Genomic DNA, 18803 nt, shown 5'->3' with positions numbered 1-18803 from the left:
GCGGTGGCTGTGCGATAATTGCACTTATGCATGGCCACCTTCTAGTTTCGATTTCCAGCATCTTTTCTGACACGCGGAAGCAAACTAGTAACCTCCTCAAAGAACTAGACCGGGAAGAAATCCCGGTCTCTTTGCTGGTTGCCCCACACATTGATGGCAATTGGCACCTGGCCAAGGATGACAAGACCTTAGGCTTTCTCAAAGAGCAGGAATCCGCGGGTAGGTTGCTTATTCTGAATGGCTTCGACCAAGCGGTGCAAGGTCGTCGCGCTGAGTTCGCTAACCTCGACTCGCACGAGGCCAATCTCCGTTTGAAGGGCGCCACGCGGCAGATGGCCAAGTTGGGCTTCGAGTCGAGCATCTTCGCACCTCCACGCTGGCGTATGTCGCCTGGCACCTTGGAGGTCCTACCGAACTTTGCTTTCGACGTCGCGGTCTCCACGCGTGGCATTCACGAGCTGCGTTCCGGCAAGTTCCACCAGACCCGCAACCTGTCCTTCGGCGAGGGCTTCGGCGCGGCGAAGTGGTGGCGCCGCAACATTATTCGCGCAGCTGAGCGCTCCGCGCTGCGTGGCAACACCGTGCGTCTTTCCATCTCTGGCCGCAACCTTAATGACAGGAAAGTGGTCTCTGACTTCATCAAGGCGGTTGACCGCGCCGCGAGCGCCGGCGCGCAGCCCGCGGACTACGGCGTCTTTTTGACGAAGCGCTAAAAGCCTCCCGCGGAAGTGCACGCCAAGCGTGCACCGTACGCACGGCACGCGTGCAAAAGCGTGCAAAAGTGCACAATTTGCCAATTAGACTGCCGAATCCGCGCTAATTCAGGGCACTATTTGGCAAATTGTGCGTAGGGGGAGGAGATGCTCCGGGGGAAGACGCCCCGGAGGAGACGCTCGCGGGAGCCTAGAGCTTGAGGAAATCCCGGACCTGCGGTGGCAGGGCGTCGATGAGCTGGGGTGTCAGGAACTTCAGCGAACCGCCGAGCAACATTGCGATGCCGGGGACGGCAACCGCAAGGATCAATGCGATGATGCTGCCGGTGCTCGAACCAGAGCTAGAGCCGTTGCTGGAGCTGGAGCCCTTGTTGGTGCCGGGCTTGCTGTCTGGTTCTTCGTCTGGGGTAGTGGCCGCCTCACCCAGACTGAAGCCGACCTTGACCGGGTCGTGGTCAGAGGCACGGAACGGGGAATCGTCGTAGAAGTCCACGATGTTGTACTTGCGGCGAGAGTACTCAAAGGCCACAGGCTCGTCGGCATTGATGTTCCACACCTGGGCGTCGGTTACCTTGCCGGATGCAACCTCGTTTGCCAGGACGTGGTCGAGGGAACCCAACAGGCCAGAGAACTGGTAGGAGGCATCCGCGTGGAAGTCCTCAGCGGGAACGGTGTAGCCGCTGTCGCGGAAGACATCGATGGCATCGCCGTGGGTATAGGTGTTGAGGTCACCCATTACGAAGGTGGCCTTGTCCTGCCAATCTGGTTGCTTAGCCAGGTGCTCAAGAACGGCTTCGGCTTGTGCTTTGCGCACGTTGGGGTTGTTGCCCTGGCCGTCGCCGGTGTCGGCGTCGCCCTTAACAACGGAACCCTTGGACTTGAAATGATTGGCCACGGCCACGAAGGTCTCGTCATCCGCGGCGTCGACTGGCGCGAACTCCTGCGCTAGCGGCTCACGGGCCGTTCCAGTGAAGCGGTCGTCGACGAAGATGCGGGATTCACCAACCGGTTTGACGCGATCCTTTTTGTAGATAAACGCGGTGCGAATGACGTCCACGGTGTCCGGCAGCTTCTCCGGGGAGGCCACGTAGGCCCACTTCTCGGAACCAGCGGCCGCGTTGAGCTCGTCGGTCAGGTGCGCCAAGGCTTGGTCGCGCTTGGACTTGTCGCCGGTGACGCCGTAGCCGTCTTCGATTTCAGAAAGGGCGATGACGTCGGCATCAAGACCGTTTACGGCCGCGACAATCTTGCGCTGCTGGTTCTCGAAGGCCTCCGCGGTATAAGCACCGCGGGTCGTGCCGCGCTTGACGGTGACCGGGTTGCCGTTCATGTCATCGTAGGAGCTGCCGCCGTACTCCTCGCCAAGGGAGGTGAAGTAGTTCAATACGTTGAAGGCACCAATGGTGTATTCGCCTTCGACGTCGAGTGCGTGCAGTTCCTTTTCGCGGGAGTCTTCCCAGGTAATCGGCAAATCGCTGCCTGCCGTATTGCCCGTTACCGGTGCGGTGGGCTGGTAGCGCCACTGTTCATGGGAGTAACCCACGATGACCGGGTGCTGGAAAGTTACCTGGTCAGTGGTGCGCAGGGACTTGATGGTCTGTGCGTTGTCCTGCGCGATATATGGCAGCGGGGTGGATTGGTCAGACTCGAGGTAGTTTTTCGTGCGGCCATCGTCCAGCGTGACCAGCTTGGCGGCGTTGGAAGCGGCGAGTTTCTGTAGGTCGGAGTCTGGGTCTGTCGACGGGTCATAAAGGTCCGACGGCTGGCGGAGTGCCTCAGTGCCCGGCGCCAGGCCTACCTCGCCATACTGGTTGAGCGCGTAGTTGTTGGTCACGGTGTGTGTGCCAGGCAGCACCAGCATGTGCTCGTAGGCCTCACGGGCGACGTCGCCTTCCGGCAGGGCCTCCAGTTCGAGCGCGGTGACCTCCGGCAGGGGAGCATCGAGCTTCTCGACGGCATCTGCGGTTAGCTGGGTGGCGTCAAAGAACTCCGAGACCTTGCCAGAAACCTGCACGGAATCCCCGAGCTGCGGATAAGCAGAGGCTTCCTTGTTGCCCATGTAAATAAACAGCGCCGGGGAAGCAGCAGGAGCCTCGTTTCCGGTGCCGCCGGTCTGGATAGTGAAGCCGTTGATGCCGCCCTCGGACCACACGCCAGTGACGACGCCCTTGGTCGTGACGTTCTGGTCTTTAACCGGAGACTGAGCGCCGGTTCCCTGGATTTCTTCGATGCTTAGCTCGCGGCCGGGGTCTGCAGGCTGCGTTGGTTCCTCTGGCTCAGCGGGCGTGGTTGGTTCGTTTCCGGAAGGCGTAGGAGTTGGCGTGCCGACATGGAAATCGGCAGCGTTGTCGTCGGTATCGGTGCCCGCCTCATCGCGAGAGACTGACTCTGCATTGGAGGTGCTTGGGGCAGGGGTGCCTTCTGCCAGCTGGGCGGAACCGTAACCGGCGAGGTCAACCTCGTTGCCGGAGGCGTCGTAAAGCTTGACCGATCCCTTCGAACCGGACAGGTTCAGGGAGGACTCCGCGTCTGGGGTAGGCAGTGGCGTGGAGCCGCCGTTGCCCTGGCCAGCCTGAATCAGGTAGTGCTTGCCAGCCGGAATCGCGCCGCTGAGAGCAGCCTTGCCGCCCGAGTTGCCACCGGCGGAAAAGTACTCGACGGACCAACCATCCAGCGAGACCGCGGCTTCGGTGGGGTTGAAGAGCTCGATGAAGTCGTGGGTAAAGGTCGCACCAGAGTTTCCGCCGCCGCCGTAAACCTCAGAAAGGACCACGGCATCACCTGCGGGGGCTGCATGGGCGGGGACGGTGAGAGTGGAGAAAGTGGAGATGAGCGCGGTCAAAGAAAGCGCGTGGAGAGAACGAGAGCGCATGAGAAACCTTGCAATAGGAGATATATGACCATTTGTTTCTAAGGCACCGCGTCGGGCTTGCCAAGCGTTCATCCCCCCAGATGTCTTGGGGGTTTACATGCATGCCCAAAAAGCTTGTCTTGCGGTTCATCGGGTGTTTACGTGGGCTTCGCGGGGCAGGGGCGTGCGAACTGCGCACAATTTGCCAAGCAAGCCCGGAAAATCAGCAAATTTGGGCGCACTATTTGGCAAATTGTGCCCACGCGAGGCGTCGGCGCCAGTAATCCCCCGAACCAAACCACCCCCAACCCGCCGCCCTATAGAATTGGTTTTCGTTCCCCGCGGGAAATACTGTGGGCACTAAGTCGACTACCGAGTTAAAACTTGAGCTGAATGAAACTGGAGGCACGATGGTTCAGCGCGTGTATGTGGAAAATCGCGAGGGCGGGCATGCCGCTGCATTGTCGAAGGAGTACGGCGTCAACGTGCGCGTGCTCAATCGCTACGACGTAGAGGGCACCACCGATTCCGAATTTGCTACCGCGGTCAAGTTGGTTCTTTCAGAACCGCAGGTAGACACTACTTTTTCCACGCTGGACGAGGCTGGAGTTACAGGCGGGGTTCTCGCCGTTGAACCGCTTCCAGGCCAGTTTGATCAGCGCGCCGATTCCGCGGCACAGTGCATTCAGTTCCTCTTTGAAAAGGAGCGCCCCCGCGTACGCACCGCGGTGGTCTATGCGGTAGATGGTGAGATTCCTGCCGCCATGCGCAAGGATCTGATTAACCCCGTCGAGTCCCGTGAAGCAGCGCTGGAGCTGCCGGAGACTTTGGCATTGCACGTCGATACCCCCGCAGACGTAGAGACCCTTGAGGGTTTCACTGCGCTTTCCGACGCCGCCCTTCCCGAGTTCGTTGCCTCCCACGGCCTAGCCATGGACGTGGACGACGCTACTCTAATCCGCGAGTACTTTGCCTCCGAAGACCGCGAGCCGACCATCACCGAGCTCAAGGTGATTGATACCTACTGGTCCGACCACTGCCGCCACACCACCTTCGAGACCGTCCTCGATTCCATTACCTTCAATGAGCCGGCCGTTGAGGCCGCTTACCAGGACTACCTCGCAGCCCGCGAGTCCATCGGCCGCGCTAAGCCGGTGACCTTGATGGACATGGGCACCATCGCTGGCAAGGTGCTGCGTGCCACGGGCAAGCTCGACGCCATGGACGTCTCCGAGGAGATCAACGCCTGCACCGTTCATGTCACCATCACCGTGGATGGCAAGGAAGAGCCGTGGCTGCTGCTGTTTAAGAACGAGACCCACAACCACCCAACCGAAATCGAGCCTTTTGGCGGCGCTGCTACCTGCATCGGTGGCGCAATCCGTGACCCGCTGTCTGGCCGCGGTTATGTCTACGGCGCGATGCGCATCTCCGGCTCCGGTAACCCGCTGGAGACCACCACTCGCGCAGGCAAGCTGCCGCAGAAGACCATTGCCCGCGTGGCAGCTGCCGGCAATTCTCCTACGGCAACCAGATTGGCTTGGCTACCGGCCTGGTTGATGAGGTCTATCACCCAGGATACGTCGCCAAGCACCTCGAAATGGGTGCGGTAGTGGCGGGCGCACCGGCGGCGAACGTGCGTCGCGAAGTTCCGGCGGCGGGTGACCTCGTGGTGCTCGTCGGCGGTGCAACGGGCCGTGACGGTATCGGTGGCGCTACTGGTTCCTCCAAGTCGCACACCGTGGAGTCGCTGACCACCGCGGGCGCGGAGGTGCAGAAGGGTAACGCGCCGGAGGAGCGCAAGCTCCAGCGCCTGTTCCGCAACCCGGAGTTTTCCAAGCTCATCAAGCGCTGTAATGACTTCGGCGCCGGCGGCGTCGCCGTCGCAGTGGGCGAGCTGGCGGATTCGCTGGAGATCAACCTCGATGCGGTCCCGAAGAAGTACGAGGGCCTGAATGGCACCGAGCTGGCTCTGTCCGAGTCCCAGGAGCGCATGGCCACCGTCGTTGAGGCAGGCGACCTCGACAAGCTGATCGCGCTGGCTAACGAGGAGAACCTCAACGCCGTGGTCGTTGCGGAGGTCACTGACTCGGGCCGCATGCGCATGCATTGGCGCGGCAACACCATCGTTGACCTTTCCCGCGAATTCCTAAACACCAACGGCGCCGACAAGCACGTCGACGTCGAGGTTGCCCCCACCGCTGATTGGCGCGGCGCGGCCCGCGAGTGGGCACGCCAGGAGGACTTCAACGCGTCCTTCCTCGGCATGGCCTCCGACCTCAACGTTGCCTCCAAGCAGGGCCTGTCTGAGCGCTTCGACTCCACCGTCGGTGCCGGCACCGTGCTGATGCCTTTCGGCGGCACCCGCCAGGCCACCCCGATCCAGGCCACGGCACACACCTTGCCGGCGCTGGGAGAGACCACCAACTGCTCTGTGATGTCCTGGGGTTACAACCCATACGTCACTGAGGCCAGCCCGTTCCACGGGGCTTACCTCGCGGTGGTCGAGTCGGTGTCCAAGCTGATCGCCACCGGTTCCTCCTTCGACGAGACCTACCTGTCCTTCCAGGAGTACTTCGAGCGCATGGACTCCGCTGCGGCGTGGGGCAAGCCGGCTGCCGCGCTGCTGGGCACCATCAAGGCCCAGCTTGGCCTCGGCGTCGCCGCGATTGGCGGCAAGGACTCCATGTCCGGCACCTTCGAAGAGCTCAGCGTCCCGCCGACGGTCATCTCGGTTGCCGTCAGCCACGACGATGCCACTCACATGGTGCCGAACCACTTCAAGGCAGCGGGCCACAAGGTCACGCTCTTCCGGCCGGAGATCGCTGGCGCAGAGGATACTGCGCTGGCCGGCCTGCCCACCCCAGATTCCCTGGTTGCCAACTTCCGCACCGTGACGGAGCTGCTGCGCTCCGGCAAGGTCATCTCCGCTTACACCCCGGGCTTCGGCGGCCCTGCCGAGTCCGTGCTGAAGATGGGCTTGGGCGAGGGCATCGGCTTCGCCTTTACTGACGACGCCCCGCTCTACGACTACGCCTACGGCGCCTTCGTCCTGGAGTGGGCAGACGGCGAGGAGCCAACCGCGGGCTCGGTTATTGGTGAGACCGCTGAGGGCGGCTTCACCTACCGCGGCACCGAGGTTTCCTTTGCCGACGCCGAGGCCGCCTACCTGGGCACTCTCGAAGAGATCTACCCGAGCTTCGTTGAGCAGACTGGTTCGGTCTCCCTGGCGGACGCCACTTCTCCGGTCTCCGCATCTGAGGCACCGACCATCACTCCGGCCCACGGCGGCGCCAAGGCTTCCGCTCTCATCCCGGTCTTCCCGGGTACCAACTGCGAGTACGACTCCGCCCGCGCGCTGCGTCGCGCTGGCATCGAGCCGGAGATCCTCGTGGTGCGCAACCGCACCCCGGAAGACATTGCTGAGTCCGTCGACCGCATGGCCGCGGCTTTGGATCGCTCCCAGATGCTCTTCCTGCCGGGCGGCTTCTCTGGCGGCGACGAGCCTGACGGTTCCGCGAAGTTCATCACGTCTTTCCTGCGTAACCCGTCGCTCACCGCGGGTGTGCAGGGGCTTCTCGACGAGCGCGGTGGCCTGGTCCTCGGCATCTGCAATGGCTTCCAGGCGCTGATCAAGCTGGGCTTGGTGCCGTTCGGCAAGATTTCTGAGCCGGGCACTGAGACCCCGACGCTGACCTTCAACACGATTGGTCGCCACCAGTCGCGTATTTCGCGTGTGAGCGTGGTCAATAACGCATCGCCGTGGCTGTCCAAGATTAACGAGGGCGACGTCTTCACCGTCCCGATTTCTCACGGCGAGGGCCGCATCACTGCTGGTGAGTCCGAGTGGGAGCGTCTAAAGGCAGCTGCCGTTACCCAGTACGTCGACGTTGCTGGCAACCCGCTGATGGATATCTCCGTTAACCCGAACGGCGGCCTCTTCGCCCTTGAGGGCATCATGTCCGAGGACGGCCGCGTCCTGGGCAAGATGGGCCACTCTGAACGCATCTCGGCATCTACCTACAAGAACGTGCCGGGCGAGTACGATATGAAGCTCTTCGAGTCTGCGGCAGAGTACTTCCGCAAGTAGTTCCGAGCCCGGCTGGTTGGGTCCCCCTGGTTGGGTCCCATTCCTTGGCTCCCTTTGCTAGCAAAGGGAGCCTTTTTTACCCCAAAACACAAAACTCCACTCGCAATAGGACCCAACCAATGGGACCCAAAGACGGGGACCCAACCGGGGTGGAAGCCTCAGAGCGAATGGAGTTCGTGATGCCCAGGAGAAATCGCGTGAGCGCCGCGACTTAAGCGCCGATTGCGCGCGCGATGGTCTGCGCCCAGCTGACCTTCATCTCGTGTGTAAAGAGCCCGAAGGAGTGCGAACCCTGCTCGCTGTAGTAGCGGTTAACGTTCACGCCGGCGCGGCGCGCGTTGTGCGTGAAGGTCTCGGTGCACTGGTTGGCAACCACCTCAACTGCACGCGGGCCAACGCTGGTCACCGGGTTGATGTTGTTGCCATCAATCGGACCTGGGTTTCCGGATGCAGAAGCCACGAAGACATCTACACCGCGCAGGCGACCCGGATTGAAGTTCGGGTCATGGTCCGCCCACTGCGGCGAGCCCGGCAGGCCCCACGCGTTGAAAGAGGAGCCGCCGCCGTAAGCCATCATTGCCGTCGAGGTCAGAACGCCCGTCGGATCAGAGCGCACTGGGCAGCCAGAGTAGGAAGCGGCCGCCTTGAAACGCTGTGGCGCATGCGCCGCGATATCGAGCGCCGCCGCACCGGTGGAGGAGAGGCCGCCGATGGCATCGCGGCCGGTGCCGTGGAATTCGGCGTCGATAAGCGGCGGAAGCTCCTGGGTCATGTAGGTGTTCCACTTGTTTACGCCCAGGATTGGGTCGGCCTGGTTCCAGTCCGTGTACAGCGAGTATGGGCCGCCAAGCGGCATGACTACGTTGACGTTTTTATCCGCGAACCATGGTCCGACGTCGGTATGCGTCATCCAGTTCATGCCCTCCTGGCCGCCCTGGATGCCAGGCAGGAGATAGAAGCTCGGGCGCGGTTGGTCGCCGCCCGGCAGCAGCACGTTGTTGGTGATGATTTCGCGGTTGGCAGGAGACCACACGTCGACGACCCAGTGGTTGCCGTTGATGTGGCGTTTGCCCACGATCTTGGCCTGGTCACCCAGCCAAGGCTGCGGGTTGGTCACGCGCGAGGAGACCTTCTCTAGGTGGCTCGACTGAGCCATGGCAGGGGTGGTGGTTGAGCCGACAGCCAGCGCGAGGGCGCCGGCGGCGGCGACGGACTTGAGCAGGGTTCCAATGGAGCGTGAGGAAGTCATAGTGGGAGCAAGTGTACAAGGATTTTTTAGCTTGTATAAGTATTTCCCAGGGAAAGTTAAAAGGAGATTCAACTACTGTGACTAAAGTGGCACGCGCTATTCGACGCCGGGCGCTGGCCCGAGCGTCTTCTCCCAGGCCGTGTACAGCTGCGCTCCGAAGAAGTCGTAGTCGGTCGAACCTGGCCAGGCCTCGCCGATTTTGGCGCCGGTGCAAAATTTAATACGCATAACAAAATAGTGGGCATTTCCTTGAAAGCGTCGGACGGGCGCCGTATAGTTACGGCAACGTAAGTTTTCTCCGAAGTGAGGCGGCTACCCATTGATGGCTAACAAGGAAAACACTGTGCTATTAGAAGAGGTGGGGCAGGCGCCACCTGAGGGGCTCGTTGAGCGGCGTTATTTCATCGCTGACCGTGGCCCACGCCCCCTCACTCGCGGCTGGGGTCACTTCTTTGCCGCGATTTGCTCGGTGATCGCATCTACTGTGCTGATTACCTATTCCTGGATGACGCTGCCCTGGTGGCACGCGCTAGCCGTTACCGTCTACGGCGTCGGCGTAGTGGGCTTGTTTGGCGTGTCTGCCCTTTATCACCGTTGGCCATGGCCGAGCTTGCGGGCAGTGCGTTGGTGGCGTCGGGCGGATCACGCAACCATCGCTGTCTTTATTGCGGCGACGTATACGCCGCTGTGTGCCATCGTCTTAGACGTGAAGCAGGCATCGCTCATGTTGGCTATTGCTTGGGCCGGGGCAATCTTGGGTGTCATCCTGAATCTGTTGTGGATAGACCATCCACGCTGGCTCGATGTGGTGGTCTATCTGGCATTGGGATGGTTGGTGGTCCCACTCATTCCCACCCTGTGGGGTGCCGCTGGCGCCGCAGTTGTGTGGCTGCTTTTTGCCGGCGGAGTGATCTATTCGCTCGGCGCTTTGGCTTATGGCTTCAAATGGCCGGGCCGCAACGCCCGGTGGTATGGCTACCACGAGCACTTCCACAGCGCGACTATCGCGGCTGCGGTTGTGCACATGGTGGCCATTTGGATGGTCGTGGCGGCCTAGGCGTTCAATTGGGGGGCAGGCACCTAATCGCGCAGCGGGTCCACACCGGCTTCGGTGAGCATCGGAATGTTGGATACCTCGGAAGGCAGGCCGAACGCGTCAACAAGAACCACGGACCACGGTGCCAAAGAATCCACCAGATCATTGATTGCAGCGCGGGCGGCCTTCATACGGCCGGCCGGAAGCAAGTGGTGCTCCTGATACCAGCCGGCGTGCTCGACCAGCGTGGACAGAACGAATAGGTGACGTAGCTGCTCAAAGACCTGGCGTGCGAGGGAACCTACCTCCAGGCGGTCTTCCGCCTCAATCATCGCTTGGACCAGCAGCGTATCTACACGGGCCCAGCCTGCCGCGATGAGGTGATCCTGGCACTGGTCCACGATGGCGGCTGCCTGCACCTTGTCGGCCTTGCGGGCCGGCTGGATGCGACGAACGAGAGAAAGCAGGACGGACTGGGCACGGTCGTCGATGAGCTTGGCTTGGTAGACGGCGTCGAAAAGCGATGCCTCGTTCGGATTGACCAGGTCCACCAGCCCCTGCAGACGCGTGGTGAAACCAGTGCGGCGGCGGACCACTTCAGTGGCGGTCGTAGCGGCATAGCGCACGGTATCCCATGGAGACATGTCATTCATCGCACGACCGTAAGCGGTGAGCAAGTTCTTGCCCACCATCTGAATCAGCACGGTGTTATCGCCCTCAAAGGTGGCGAAGACATCGGAGTCGGCGCGGTAGGTGGTCAGGCGGTTTTCTGACATATAACCTGCGCCACCGCAGGCCTCACGGCATTCCTGAATCGTGCGGATGGCGTGCTGGGTCTGTGCGGCTTTAATCGCGCCGGCCAAAGACTCCATCTCGCGGGAGGCATACTTTTGCTCCTCGGTGGGCGTGGTCACGGACCACGAGCCTGCCTCCTGGCTGTCATTCATCTCCTGGTAGCGCTCGAGAATTTGGTTGTGCAGCAGGTGCAACGCATAAGAGCGGGCCAACGGGATGAGCAGGCGGCGACGGTGCTGGCGGTGATCGATAAGGCGCTTTTCGGCGCCGGTTGCGCCTTCGAATTGGCGGCGTCGGTTGGCGTAGCGCACCGCAATGTCCAGCGAGGCCTCCGTTGCGGCGCCCGCGGCACCAGCCACGCCCATGCGCCCGCGGATCAGCGTGCCGAGCATGGTGAAGAAGCGGGCGTTGGGGTTTTCAATCGGCGAGGAATACCTGCCCTTTTCATCGACGTCTGCGAAGCGGTTGAGCAGATTCACACGTGGTACGCGCACGTTGTCGAAGCGGAGCGTGCCATTATCGACGCCCACGAGTCCGCCCTTGTGGCCGTGATCGCCCAAGGTGATGCCCGGCAGCGCGTTGCCTTGCTCGTCACGAATCGGGACGATGATGGCGTGCACGCCGTGGGTACGACCATCGCTTTCCGGGGTCATAAGCTGCGTGAACACGACGGCGGCACGGCCGTCCTGGGCGGCGTTGCCGATGTAGTTCTTCACCGCGGTATCGCTCGGGGTATTGATGATGAATTCATCGGTTTCAGGGTCGTAGTTCGCCGTGGTCTCAAGGGATTGCACGTCGGAGCCGTGGCCGCGCTCGGTCATGGCGAAACAACCAGGTAGTTCCAGGGATGCGGCCTTTTGAACCCACTCGATGTGGCGTTCGGTACCGAGCTGGTCGAGGGCGCCGCCCCACAGTCCCCACTGCACGCCGGACTTGATGGCGAGCGAGCCGTCGACCCAAGCCAGGCCTTCGAGTGTGAAAGTGGAAAGAATCGGTTTGCCAGGCCCGCCATTGTCGCGGCGCAGACCCTTTTGGAAACCGCCGAAGTCAAGCACCTTAGCGAGATTGTTGAAGGTATGCGCGCGCTGCTCGGCGACGGAGAGATCTGGATGCGGGAAGAGCTCCGGGTCATTGATGAACTTGCGTAGCTCCTGGCGGAAGGCGGCGTGTGGGCCATCGAGTAGGTTGCCCAGCTCGGTAGCTACGGATGGCTGCGGTGTCTTGGGCAGGCGGCGCGGGCTGCGCGGCTCTGCTTGGGCGGTGGTGGAACGAAGATTTGCGCGGTTTGCCTCGGTGGAGGAAGTGGCGCTGGAATCCTTGCTTTGAGTCTTGAGGAGTGCCATGGTTTTTCCTTCTTTGGGCGGCTGCTTTTGGTAGCCGGGGATTTTTGGGGTGCGGGTTAGCGTTCGATGATGGCGGCCACGCCTTGGCCGCCGGCGGCGCAGATGGAGATAAGAGCGCGGCCACCGCCTGCTTCCTGCAGGACCTTCGCGGCGGTGGCGAGGATGCGCGCCCCGGTGGCCGCGAAGGGGTGGCCGGCAGCCAGCGAAGAACCCTTGACGTTGAGCTTGCTGCGGTCGATGGGGCCGAGTGCGCCGGGCAGGCCGAGGCGCTCGCGGCAGTAAGTCTCGTCCTCCCACGCATTCAGGGTGGCAAGGACTTGTGAGGCGAAGGCTTCGTGGATTTCGTAGAAGTCGAAATCTTGCAGGGTGAGGTTGTTGCGCTCGAGGAGGCGCGGCACCGCATAGGTCGGCGCCATGAGAAGGCCGTCTCCGCCGTGTAGGAAGTCCACTGCGGCGGTCTCGGAATCAACTAGGTAGGCAAGCGGCTCGAGGTTATGGTTTGCGGCCCAGGATTCGCTGCCTAGGAGGGTGACTGCCGCGCCGTCGGTAAGCGGCGTCGAATTGCCGGCGGTCATTGTGGCCTGGGTGCCGTGCTGCTCGGCATCGCGCTTTCCAAAGACCGGCTTTAGCTGGCCGAGCTTTTCTGGCGTGGAGTCAGGACGGAGGTTGGTATCGCGGTTAACACCCATGAAGCCGGTGCTGAGGTCGTTAAAGAAACCTTCCTCCCAGGCCTGATGGAGCTTCTGGTGAGAAGCGAGCGCGAGCTTGTCCTGGTCAGCGCGGCTTATGCCCATTTCGCGGGCCGTGATAGCCGCGTGGTCGCCCATGGAAAGCCCCGTGCGCGGCTCGCCGTTTTGGGGCTGCTCGGGCGCGAGCTGGGCGGGGCGAATTGAGCCGATGAGCTTTGCGCGTTGGGAAAAAGTCTTTGCGCGGCTGAGTCTGATGAGGGTGCGTCGCAGGGAATCGTTGACGGCGAGCGGGGCGTCCGAGATGGTATCGGTGCCGCCAGCGATGCCGGATTCGATGCGGCCGCGGGCAATGGCGTCACCAACATGGATGGCGGCGGCCAATGAGGTGCAGCAGGCCTGCTGCATGTCGAGTGCCGGGGTAGTAGAAGTAAGCGCCGAGCCAAGGACTACCTCGCGGGTGAGGTTGAAGTCTCGCGAGTGCTTGAGTACCGCGCCTGCTGCTACGAGCCCTAACCGTTCCTCGTGCAGGCCGAAGCGCGCGACGAGTCCGTCGAGGGCGCTGGTGAGCATGTCTTGATTGGAGGCGTGCGCGTATTCCTTGTTGGAACGGGCAAACGGAATGCGGTTGCCGCCCAGGATTGCGACGCGGGGCGAACTGCTGGTCATTGCGACTCCTTGCTGGGAAACCAGAGGTAGAAAAGTTTTCACTGGAATGTTCTAAATCACACTCCGAATGATAATGTTAGTTGTATCACTCAATTAACTAACCCTGCAACCTCTTGCAAAAAGGCTTGCAACCTTGTTAAAGGAAGGATTTCGAATGCCCAAACTCAATTTCGCTGAGAAACTAATCAACTCTCCAGTAGCCGCGAAGGTGGGCGTGCCGCAGGGCTATCCGCTGCGCCGCTTCACCTCCGGGGAGCCGGCTTTAGACGCCCCAGTGGTCATTGGTTCTGCAGGAGCGGGCCGCATCGCCCACTTCCTTTCCACTGCGCTCGCAGTGGACTATCAGCTGCTTTCGGTGGAGGCGGAAACTGCCCGGGGTGCGCTGGTATTCGACGCCACCGGAATCGAGGAGCCAGAGCAGCTGCGGGAGCTCTACGATTTCTTCCATCCGCAGCTGCGCAACCTCGCACCGAATGCACGCTTGCTGGTCATCGGCACTACCCCGGAGAAAACCGCGACCATCGATGCCCGCATTGCCGCCCGCGCCCTCGAGGGTTTCACGCGTTCGCTGGCTAAGGAGATGCGCAAAGGCGGTACCGTGAACCTCATTTGGGTCGAACCCGGCGCCACGGCGGAAATCGAATCCACGGTGCGCTTCTTCCTCTCCGGTAAGTCAGCGTTCGTAGACGGCCAGGTGGTGCGCGTGAAGGCCGCTACCGCCGCGGCGGACGCAGACTGGCAGGCGCCTTCTCAAGACCGTCTTGCCGTGGTCACCGGCGCAGCCCGGGGCATCGGCGCCACTATCGCGGAGGTGCTGGCGCGCGATGGCGCGCAAGTCATCTGCATCGACGTCCCCGCCGCGAGCGAGCACCTCAGCAAAACGGCAAACAAGGTCAAGGGCACCGCGCTACCGCTGGACGTTACTGACCCGGGTGCTGCCGCGACCATCGCAAAGCATGCGCAGCGCCACTATGGCCGCCCCATCGACGTCATCGTCCACAATGCCGGCATTACCCGTGACAAGCTGCTGGCCAATATGAACGAGGGGCAGTGGGACGCCGTCCTCGCCGTTAACCTCATAGCTCCAGTGCGTATCACCGAGGCGCTGCTGGATAGCGGAGATCTTGCAACCGGGGCAGCGGTGGTGGGCGTGTCTTCCATGGCGGGAATCTCCGGCAACCGCGGTCAGACCAATTACGCCACCACCAAGGCCGGCATCATTGGGCTGGTTGATGCCCTCACCCCGGTACTGGCAGACAACGGTTCGACCATCAACGCGGTGGCGCCGGGATTTATCGAAACTGCCATGACCGCAGCCATGCCCACTGGCCCACGTGAGATTGGCCGCCGCATCAATTCCCTGCAGCAGGGCGGCTTGCCAGTTGACGTCGCCGAGACCGTCGCCTACTTCGCTGCCCCGGCCTCCGCGGCGGTCACGGGTAACACCGTGCGCGTGTGCGGCCAGAACATGATGGGAGCGTAAATGCTAGACCGCAATGTGCAGAACCTGAAAGAGATTCCGCAGCTTTCCACGCTTTACCGCAAGCAGGTGATAAAGGCGCTGCCCGGTGTTGCGGGAAAACGCGTTATCGATGACCCACCAATTGCCTACCGGGTAGAAGGCGTACACATTGATCCGGAGCATCTTGCTGCTTACTGCCAAGCAGTGGGTTTCCGCCTGGGCAACGAGGTTCCGGTTACCTACCCTTATGCGCTGGCCTTCCCGCTAGCGGTCAAAGTCATGGACTCGCCGGGTTTTCCTTTCCCCGCCATGGGCATCGTTCATCTTTCAAACAAGATTGAACAATTCCGCCCTTTGCACGTGGAAGATACTTTTACCATCGACGTCCACGCGGAGAACCTGCGCAGCCACCGCAAGGGGCTGGTGCTCGACATGATTACCTCCATTTATGTAGAAGGCATCTTGGTCTGGCAGCAAACCTCCGCATTCTTAGGGCCCAAAGCGCACTTTTCTTCCTCCACCCCGGCAGATGTGCAGGTAAGGCCAGAAGCTGCCCGCTTCCTGCCGCAGCCGGAAAAGCCCGCGCCGGAGGTAACGGCCATGGCAACGCTGCGTTTTAACCCGGAAGCCGTAAAGACCTACGCGGCCGCTTCCGGGGATAAGAACCCCATTCACACCTCCCGGCTGGGCGCGAAGGCCTTTGGTTTTCCGAACACGATTGCCCATGGCATGTTCACCCACGCCAAGATGCTCACTGCGTTTGAGGGGCGCCTGCCCGATGCAGTGCGCGTGCAGGCAGACTTCTACAAGCCGGTCATATTGCCCGCCACCACGGCGCTTTTTAAACAAAAAGAAGGCTCCGGTTGGAACGCGCAGCTGCGCCAGGCCAAAAACGTAGAAAAGCTCCACGTTGCCGTCAACGTGGAGCCAGCGCACTAATCCAAGTGCTGGTGCTGCGGAGCCACAACCAGTGGCTTCGGGGAGTACTTTCCGCGTAGCTCGCGCAGGATGCCGGCGTGCTCCCACAGCGCCTTGTCCTCTGCCGTCTTCGGCGTGAACTGACGGGCTGCCATCGGCTGCCAGTCGGCGTCCATCGCCATATAAGAAACCGTGGCGTGGATGGCGGTCTCCAGATTCTGGCGTCCACCGCGCGGGTTGCCAGAGCGGACGTGGATGGACATCTGCATGGAGCGCGCATCGGTGCGCATCATGCGGGCATCCACCTCGATGAGGTCACCGATGGCAATCGGCTGGTAGAAGCGAATACCACCGGCATAAACGGCCACGGTGTGCTCGCCCGACCCCCCCATGGTGCAGGCCGCGCCCGCCTCATCGATCCACTCCATGGCGGTGCCGCCGTGGACCTTGCCGCCCCAATTGACGTCGGTCGGCTTTGCCAGGAAGCGGTTGATCATGCGCGGGGCGTCGGAAGGCCCGTCATAAGTCTGCTTTTCCATCTCATCCTCGATGGCGCGGCGCAGCTCGATGCGGGACTCGGCCGCCTCCCAGACACGACGATGGTCGTCGGAAGTCGGCTCAAACGGTGGCACAGGGGTGGATTTACCCGTTTCCGGATCCTTTGCCACGAAAATAACCAAGCAATCGCAAGCGCGTGTGAAGATGCCATCGCGTGGGTCTGCGGAAAGGACTTCGTTGACGATGTGCATCGAAGAACGGCCTGTCATGGCGATTCGCGAGCGCACCTCCACCAAGTGCCCGGAAGGAATCGGGCGAGTGAAATGGATGTGGCCCACATAGGCGGTAACGCAGTAAGTGCCGGACCACTGGACCGCGCACGCATACGCTGCCTTGTCGATCCACTCCAAGACGCGGCCGCCGCCAATGCCCTGCGCACCAGCGATGGTCATATCCGTGGGCGCCGCCATGAATCGGAGGGTGATCGATGGCGACTTCGCGGTTTCAGTATTCTCTTGTTCCGGAAGGGTTAGTGACATGCATAGAAAGTTATCAGGGAGGCCGAATTAGCGCATGAAAAATAAGGTAGACCCAGCGGCCGCGCGCGCTGCCGTTGTGGCGGTCCAAGACTGGATAAAACGCCCCGATGAGGTGGAAAAACCAGGTAGGGCAATGCTTGCCGATGCCGTCCGTCGCACCGCCCGCACCCTCGAAGCCGACGCGCCGGGCCATTCCGTAGAGCTGCGGGTGCCCCCATTCGTGGCAGTCCAATGCATCGAAGGTCCTCGCCATACCAGGGGTACCCCACCCAATGTGGTGGAGATGGACCCATTGACGTGGTTGCAGCTGGCCACGGGCCTGCTCCGCTGGGAAGAGGCCGTTTCCGCCGCTCGCCTCGAAGCTTCCGGCTCCCGCTCTGGCGAAATCGCAGGGTGGCTGCCAGTCATTCCGTTAGTTTCTACTGCCCACAACGACTAGGATTAGCGCCGTGGTAGCTGAAAGAACTCCCCATATCACCAATCTCGATGATCACAACGAGACCGAACCTCGCGAGGAATGCGGCGTCTTTGGCGTCTGGGCTCCGGGTGAAGAGGTCTCGAAGCTGACCTACTTCGGTCTCTTCGCCTTGCAGCACCGTGGCCAGGAGGCCGCCGGTATCGCAGTCGGTGACGATAACAGCCTTGTCGTATTCAAGGATATGGGCCTAGTGTCCAATATCTTCGATGAATCCATCCTGGCCTCTCTCCAGGGCAATGTCGCCGTCGGGCATACCCGGTACTCCACCGCAGGCGGCAAGGAATGGGCCAATGTGCAGCCCATGTTTGCCACCACCTCCAACGGCACCGACATTGCCTTGGGCCATAACGGCAACCTTGTTAACTACTTGGAGCTGCGCGAGGAAGCAGTAGAGCGCGGGCTGATCGCACCGCAACAGGAGTCGGTTTCCGATTCCATGTGCCTGTCCATGCTGCTTGCCGACGGCGTGAGTGATACCGTCAGCGTTTTCGAATCCGCTCGTGCGCTGCTCCCTCGCGTTAAAGGTGCATTCTGCCTGACCTTTACTGATGGCCACACCCTCTACGCTGCGCGCGACCCGCACGGCGTGCGCCCGCTGGTGCTGGGCCGTTTGCCAAAGGGCTGGGTCGTGGCTTCGGAGACTTGTGCGCTCGACATCGTCGGCGCGCAGTTCATCCGCGAGATCGAGCCGGGCGAGCTCATCTCCATCGACGAAGCCGGCATCCGCTCCGAAAAGTTTGCGGAGCCAACCCGCCACGGCTGCATTTTCGAGTATGTGTACTTGGCGCGTCCTGACACCAACATCAAGGGCCGTTCGGTGAATGCGACCCGCGTGGAAATCGGGCGTCGCCTAGCGCGGCAATACCCGGCGCCGAACGCGGACCTAGTCATTCCAGTGCCTGAGTCCGGTAACCCGGCGGCGGTGGGCTATGCCCGGGAGTCCGGCATCACCTTCGGCCATGGGTTGGTGAAGAATGCTTACGTGGGACGTACCTTCATTCAGCCCACCCAGACGCTGCGCCAGCTGGGCATTCGCCTGAAGCTGAACCCGCTGCGCGAGGTCATTGAGGGCAAGTCCCTGGTGGTCGTGGATGACTCTATCGTGCGTGGCAACACCCAGCGCGCGCTGATTCGTATGCTGCGCGAGGCGGGCGCGGCGGAGGTGCACGTTCGCATTGCATCGCCGCCAGTGAAGTGGCCATGTTTCTATGGCATTGACTTCGCCTCCCCGGGCGAGCTCATTGCGAATGCGAATCCGTCGGATGACCCAGAGGTAGTCTGCAAGACCATCTGTGACGCCATTGGCGCCGACACCCTCGGTTTCGTCTCCATCGATGAGATGGTTGCCGCGACCCAGCAGCCTCACCATGAGCTGTGCATCGCCTGCTTTGACGGTGTCTACCCACTCGGCCTCCCGGCCGGCAACCCGAACGCTGAGGCCGTGCGCTCCCTGCTCGGCGAAGAATCCTAAAACAC

Annotated in this window: 14 protein-coding genes; 8 read left to right on the top strand and 6 right to left on the bottom strand. The window is 61.7% G+C overall.

Features of this window, described 5'->3' with window-relative positions:
• Positions 1 to 26 precede the first annotated feature (26 nt).
• Positions 27 to 713 carry a DUF2334 domain-containing protein gene (locus HMPREF2935_RS00255; protein WP_061924562.1) on the top strand — a complete coding sequence of 229 codons (687 nt, stop codon included), beginning with the start codon at positions 27 to 29 and terminating at the stop codon, positions 711 to 713.
• Positions 714 to 903: 190 nt separating this feature from the next.
• Here HMPREF2935_RS00255 and HMPREF2935_RS00250 read toward each other — a convergent pair whose 3' ends face one another.
• On the bottom strand, positions 904 to 3585 hold the full coding sequence (locus HMPREF2935_RS00250; protein ID WP_070731520.1) for an ExeM/NucH family extracellular endonuclease: 2682 nt from the start codon (positions 3583 to 3585) through the stop codon (positions 904 to 906).
• A gap of 389 nt (positions 3586 to 3974) precedes the next feature.
• Here HMPREF2935_RS00250 and HMPREF2935_RS13310 point away from each other — a divergent pair, with 389 nt between their 5' ends.
• Together HMPREF2935_RS13310 and HMPREF2935_RS00245 are read left to right on the top strand one after the other, a co-directional pair.
• Positions 3975 to 5177: a phosphoribosylformylglycinamidine synthase gene (locus HMPREF2935_RS13310; protein ID WP_210400705.1), complete on the top strand. Its 1203-nt coding sequence runs from the start codon at positions 3975 to 3977 to the stop codon at positions 5175 to 5177.
• Positions 5105 to 7654 carry a phosphoribosylformylglycinamidine synthase gene (locus HMPREF2935_RS00245; protein WP_210400704.1) on the top strand — a complete coding sequence of 850 codons (2550 nt, stop codon included), beginning with the start codon at positions 5105 to 5107 and terminating at the stop codon, positions 7652 to 7654. Before HMPREF2935_RS13310 ends, HMPREF2935_RS00245 begins: the two co-directional genes overlap by 73 nt.
• Positions 7655 to 7865: 211 nt before the next feature.
• Here HMPREF2935_RS00245 and HMPREF2935_RS00240 read toward each other — a convergent pair whose 3' ends face one another.
• Positions 7866 to 8903, bottom strand: a complete 1038-nt coding sequence (locus tag HMPREF2935_RS00240; RefSeq protein ID WP_070731519.1) for an alpha/beta hydrolase — start codon at positions 8901 to 8903, stop codon at positions 7866 to 7868.
• Between the two features lie 96 nt (positions 8904 to 8999).
• Positions 9000 to 9131: a hypothetical protein gene (locus HMPREF2935_RS13665; RefSeq protein WP_256380761.1), complete on the bottom strand. Its 132-nt coding sequence runs from the start codon at positions 9129 to 9131 to the stop codon at positions 9000 to 9002.
• Positions 9132 to 9225: 94 nt separating this feature from the next.
• On the opposite strand from HMPREF2935_RS13665, the gene HMPREF2935_RS00235 reads away from it, so the two are divergent.
• Positions 9226 to 9960 (top strand): PAQR family membrane homeostasis protein TrhA, encoded by a 735-nt coding sequence (locus HMPREF2935_RS00235; RefSeq protein ID WP_070731518.1) that lies wholly within the window; start codon positions 9226 to 9228, stop codon positions 9958 to 9960.
• A gap of 23 nt (positions 9961 to 9983) precedes the next feature.
• On the opposite strand, the gene HMPREF2935_RS00230 is transcribed toward HMPREF2935_RS00235, so the two are convergent.
• Entirely contained in the window at positions 9984 to 12077 is a 2094-nt protein-coding gene (locus tag HMPREF2935_RS00230; protein ID WP_070731517.1) for an acyl-CoA dehydrogenase family protein, read from the bottom strand.
• A 56-nt stretch (positions 12078 to 12133) separates the two neighbouring features.
• Entirely contained in the window at positions 12134 to 13432 is a 1299-nt protein-coding gene (locus tag HMPREF2935_RS00225; protein ID WP_070731516.1) for an acetyl-CoA C-acetyltransferase, read from the bottom strand.
• 154 nt (positions 13433 to 13586) lie between these two features.
• On the opposite strand from HMPREF2935_RS00225, the gene HMPREF2935_RS00220 reads away from it, so the two are divergent.
• Both HMPREF2935_RS00220 and HMPREF2935_RS00215 read left to right on the top strand, forming a co-directional pair.
• On the top strand, positions 13587 to 14915 hold the full coding sequence (locus HMPREF2935_RS00220; RefSeq protein WP_070731515.1) for a 3-oxoacyl-ACP reductase: 1329 nt from the start codon (positions 13587 to 13589) through the stop codon (positions 14913 to 14915).
• The gene (locus tag HMPREF2935_RS00215) at positions 14916 to 15833 is read left to right on the top strand and encodes a MaoC/PaaZ C-terminal domain-containing protein (RefSeq protein ID WP_062037299.1); all 918 of its coding nucleotides are present in this window, start codon (positions 14916 to 14918) and stop codon (positions 15831 to 15833) included. It begins immediately after the preceding gene.
• Here HMPREF2935_RS00215 and HMPREF2935_RS00210 read toward each other — a convergent pair.
• Positions 15830 to 16849, bottom strand: a complete 1020-nt coding sequence (locus HMPREF2935_RS00210; RefSeq protein ID WP_070731514.1) for an acyl-CoA thioesterase — start codon at positions 16847 to 16849, stop codon at positions 15830 to 15832. The genes HMPREF2935_RS00215 and HMPREF2935_RS00210 overlap by 4 nt on opposite strands.
• Before the next feature lie 34 nt (positions 16850 to 16883).
• Between HMPREF2935_RS00210 and HMPREF2935_RS00205 the strand changes: the two genes are divergently transcribed.
• Both HMPREF2935_RS00205 and purF read left to right on the top strand, forming a co-directional pair.
• Positions 16884 to 17288 (top strand): sterol carrier family protein, encoded by a 405-nt coding sequence (locus HMPREF2935_RS00205; protein WP_070731513.1) that lies wholly within the window; start codon positions 16884 to 16886, stop codon positions 17286 to 17288.
• Between the two features lie 10 nt (positions 17289 to 17298).
• Entirely contained in the window at positions 17299 to 18798 is a 1500-nt protein-coding gene (gene purF, locus HMPREF2935_RS00200; protein WP_070731512.1) for an amidophosphoribosyltransferase, read from the top strand.
• Positions 18799 to 18803 lie beyond the last annotated feature (5 nt).

The sequence above is a fragment of the Corynebacterium sp. HMSC076D02 genome (genome assembly GCF_001813815.1).
Taxonomy (GTDB): Bacteria; Actinomycetota; Actinomycetes; order Mycobacteriales; family Mycobacteriaceae; genus Corynebacterium; species Corynebacterium simulans.
The sequence above is the reverse complement of the archived record's forward strand: the minus strand, read 5'-3'. Positions and strand labels throughout refer to the sequence as shown.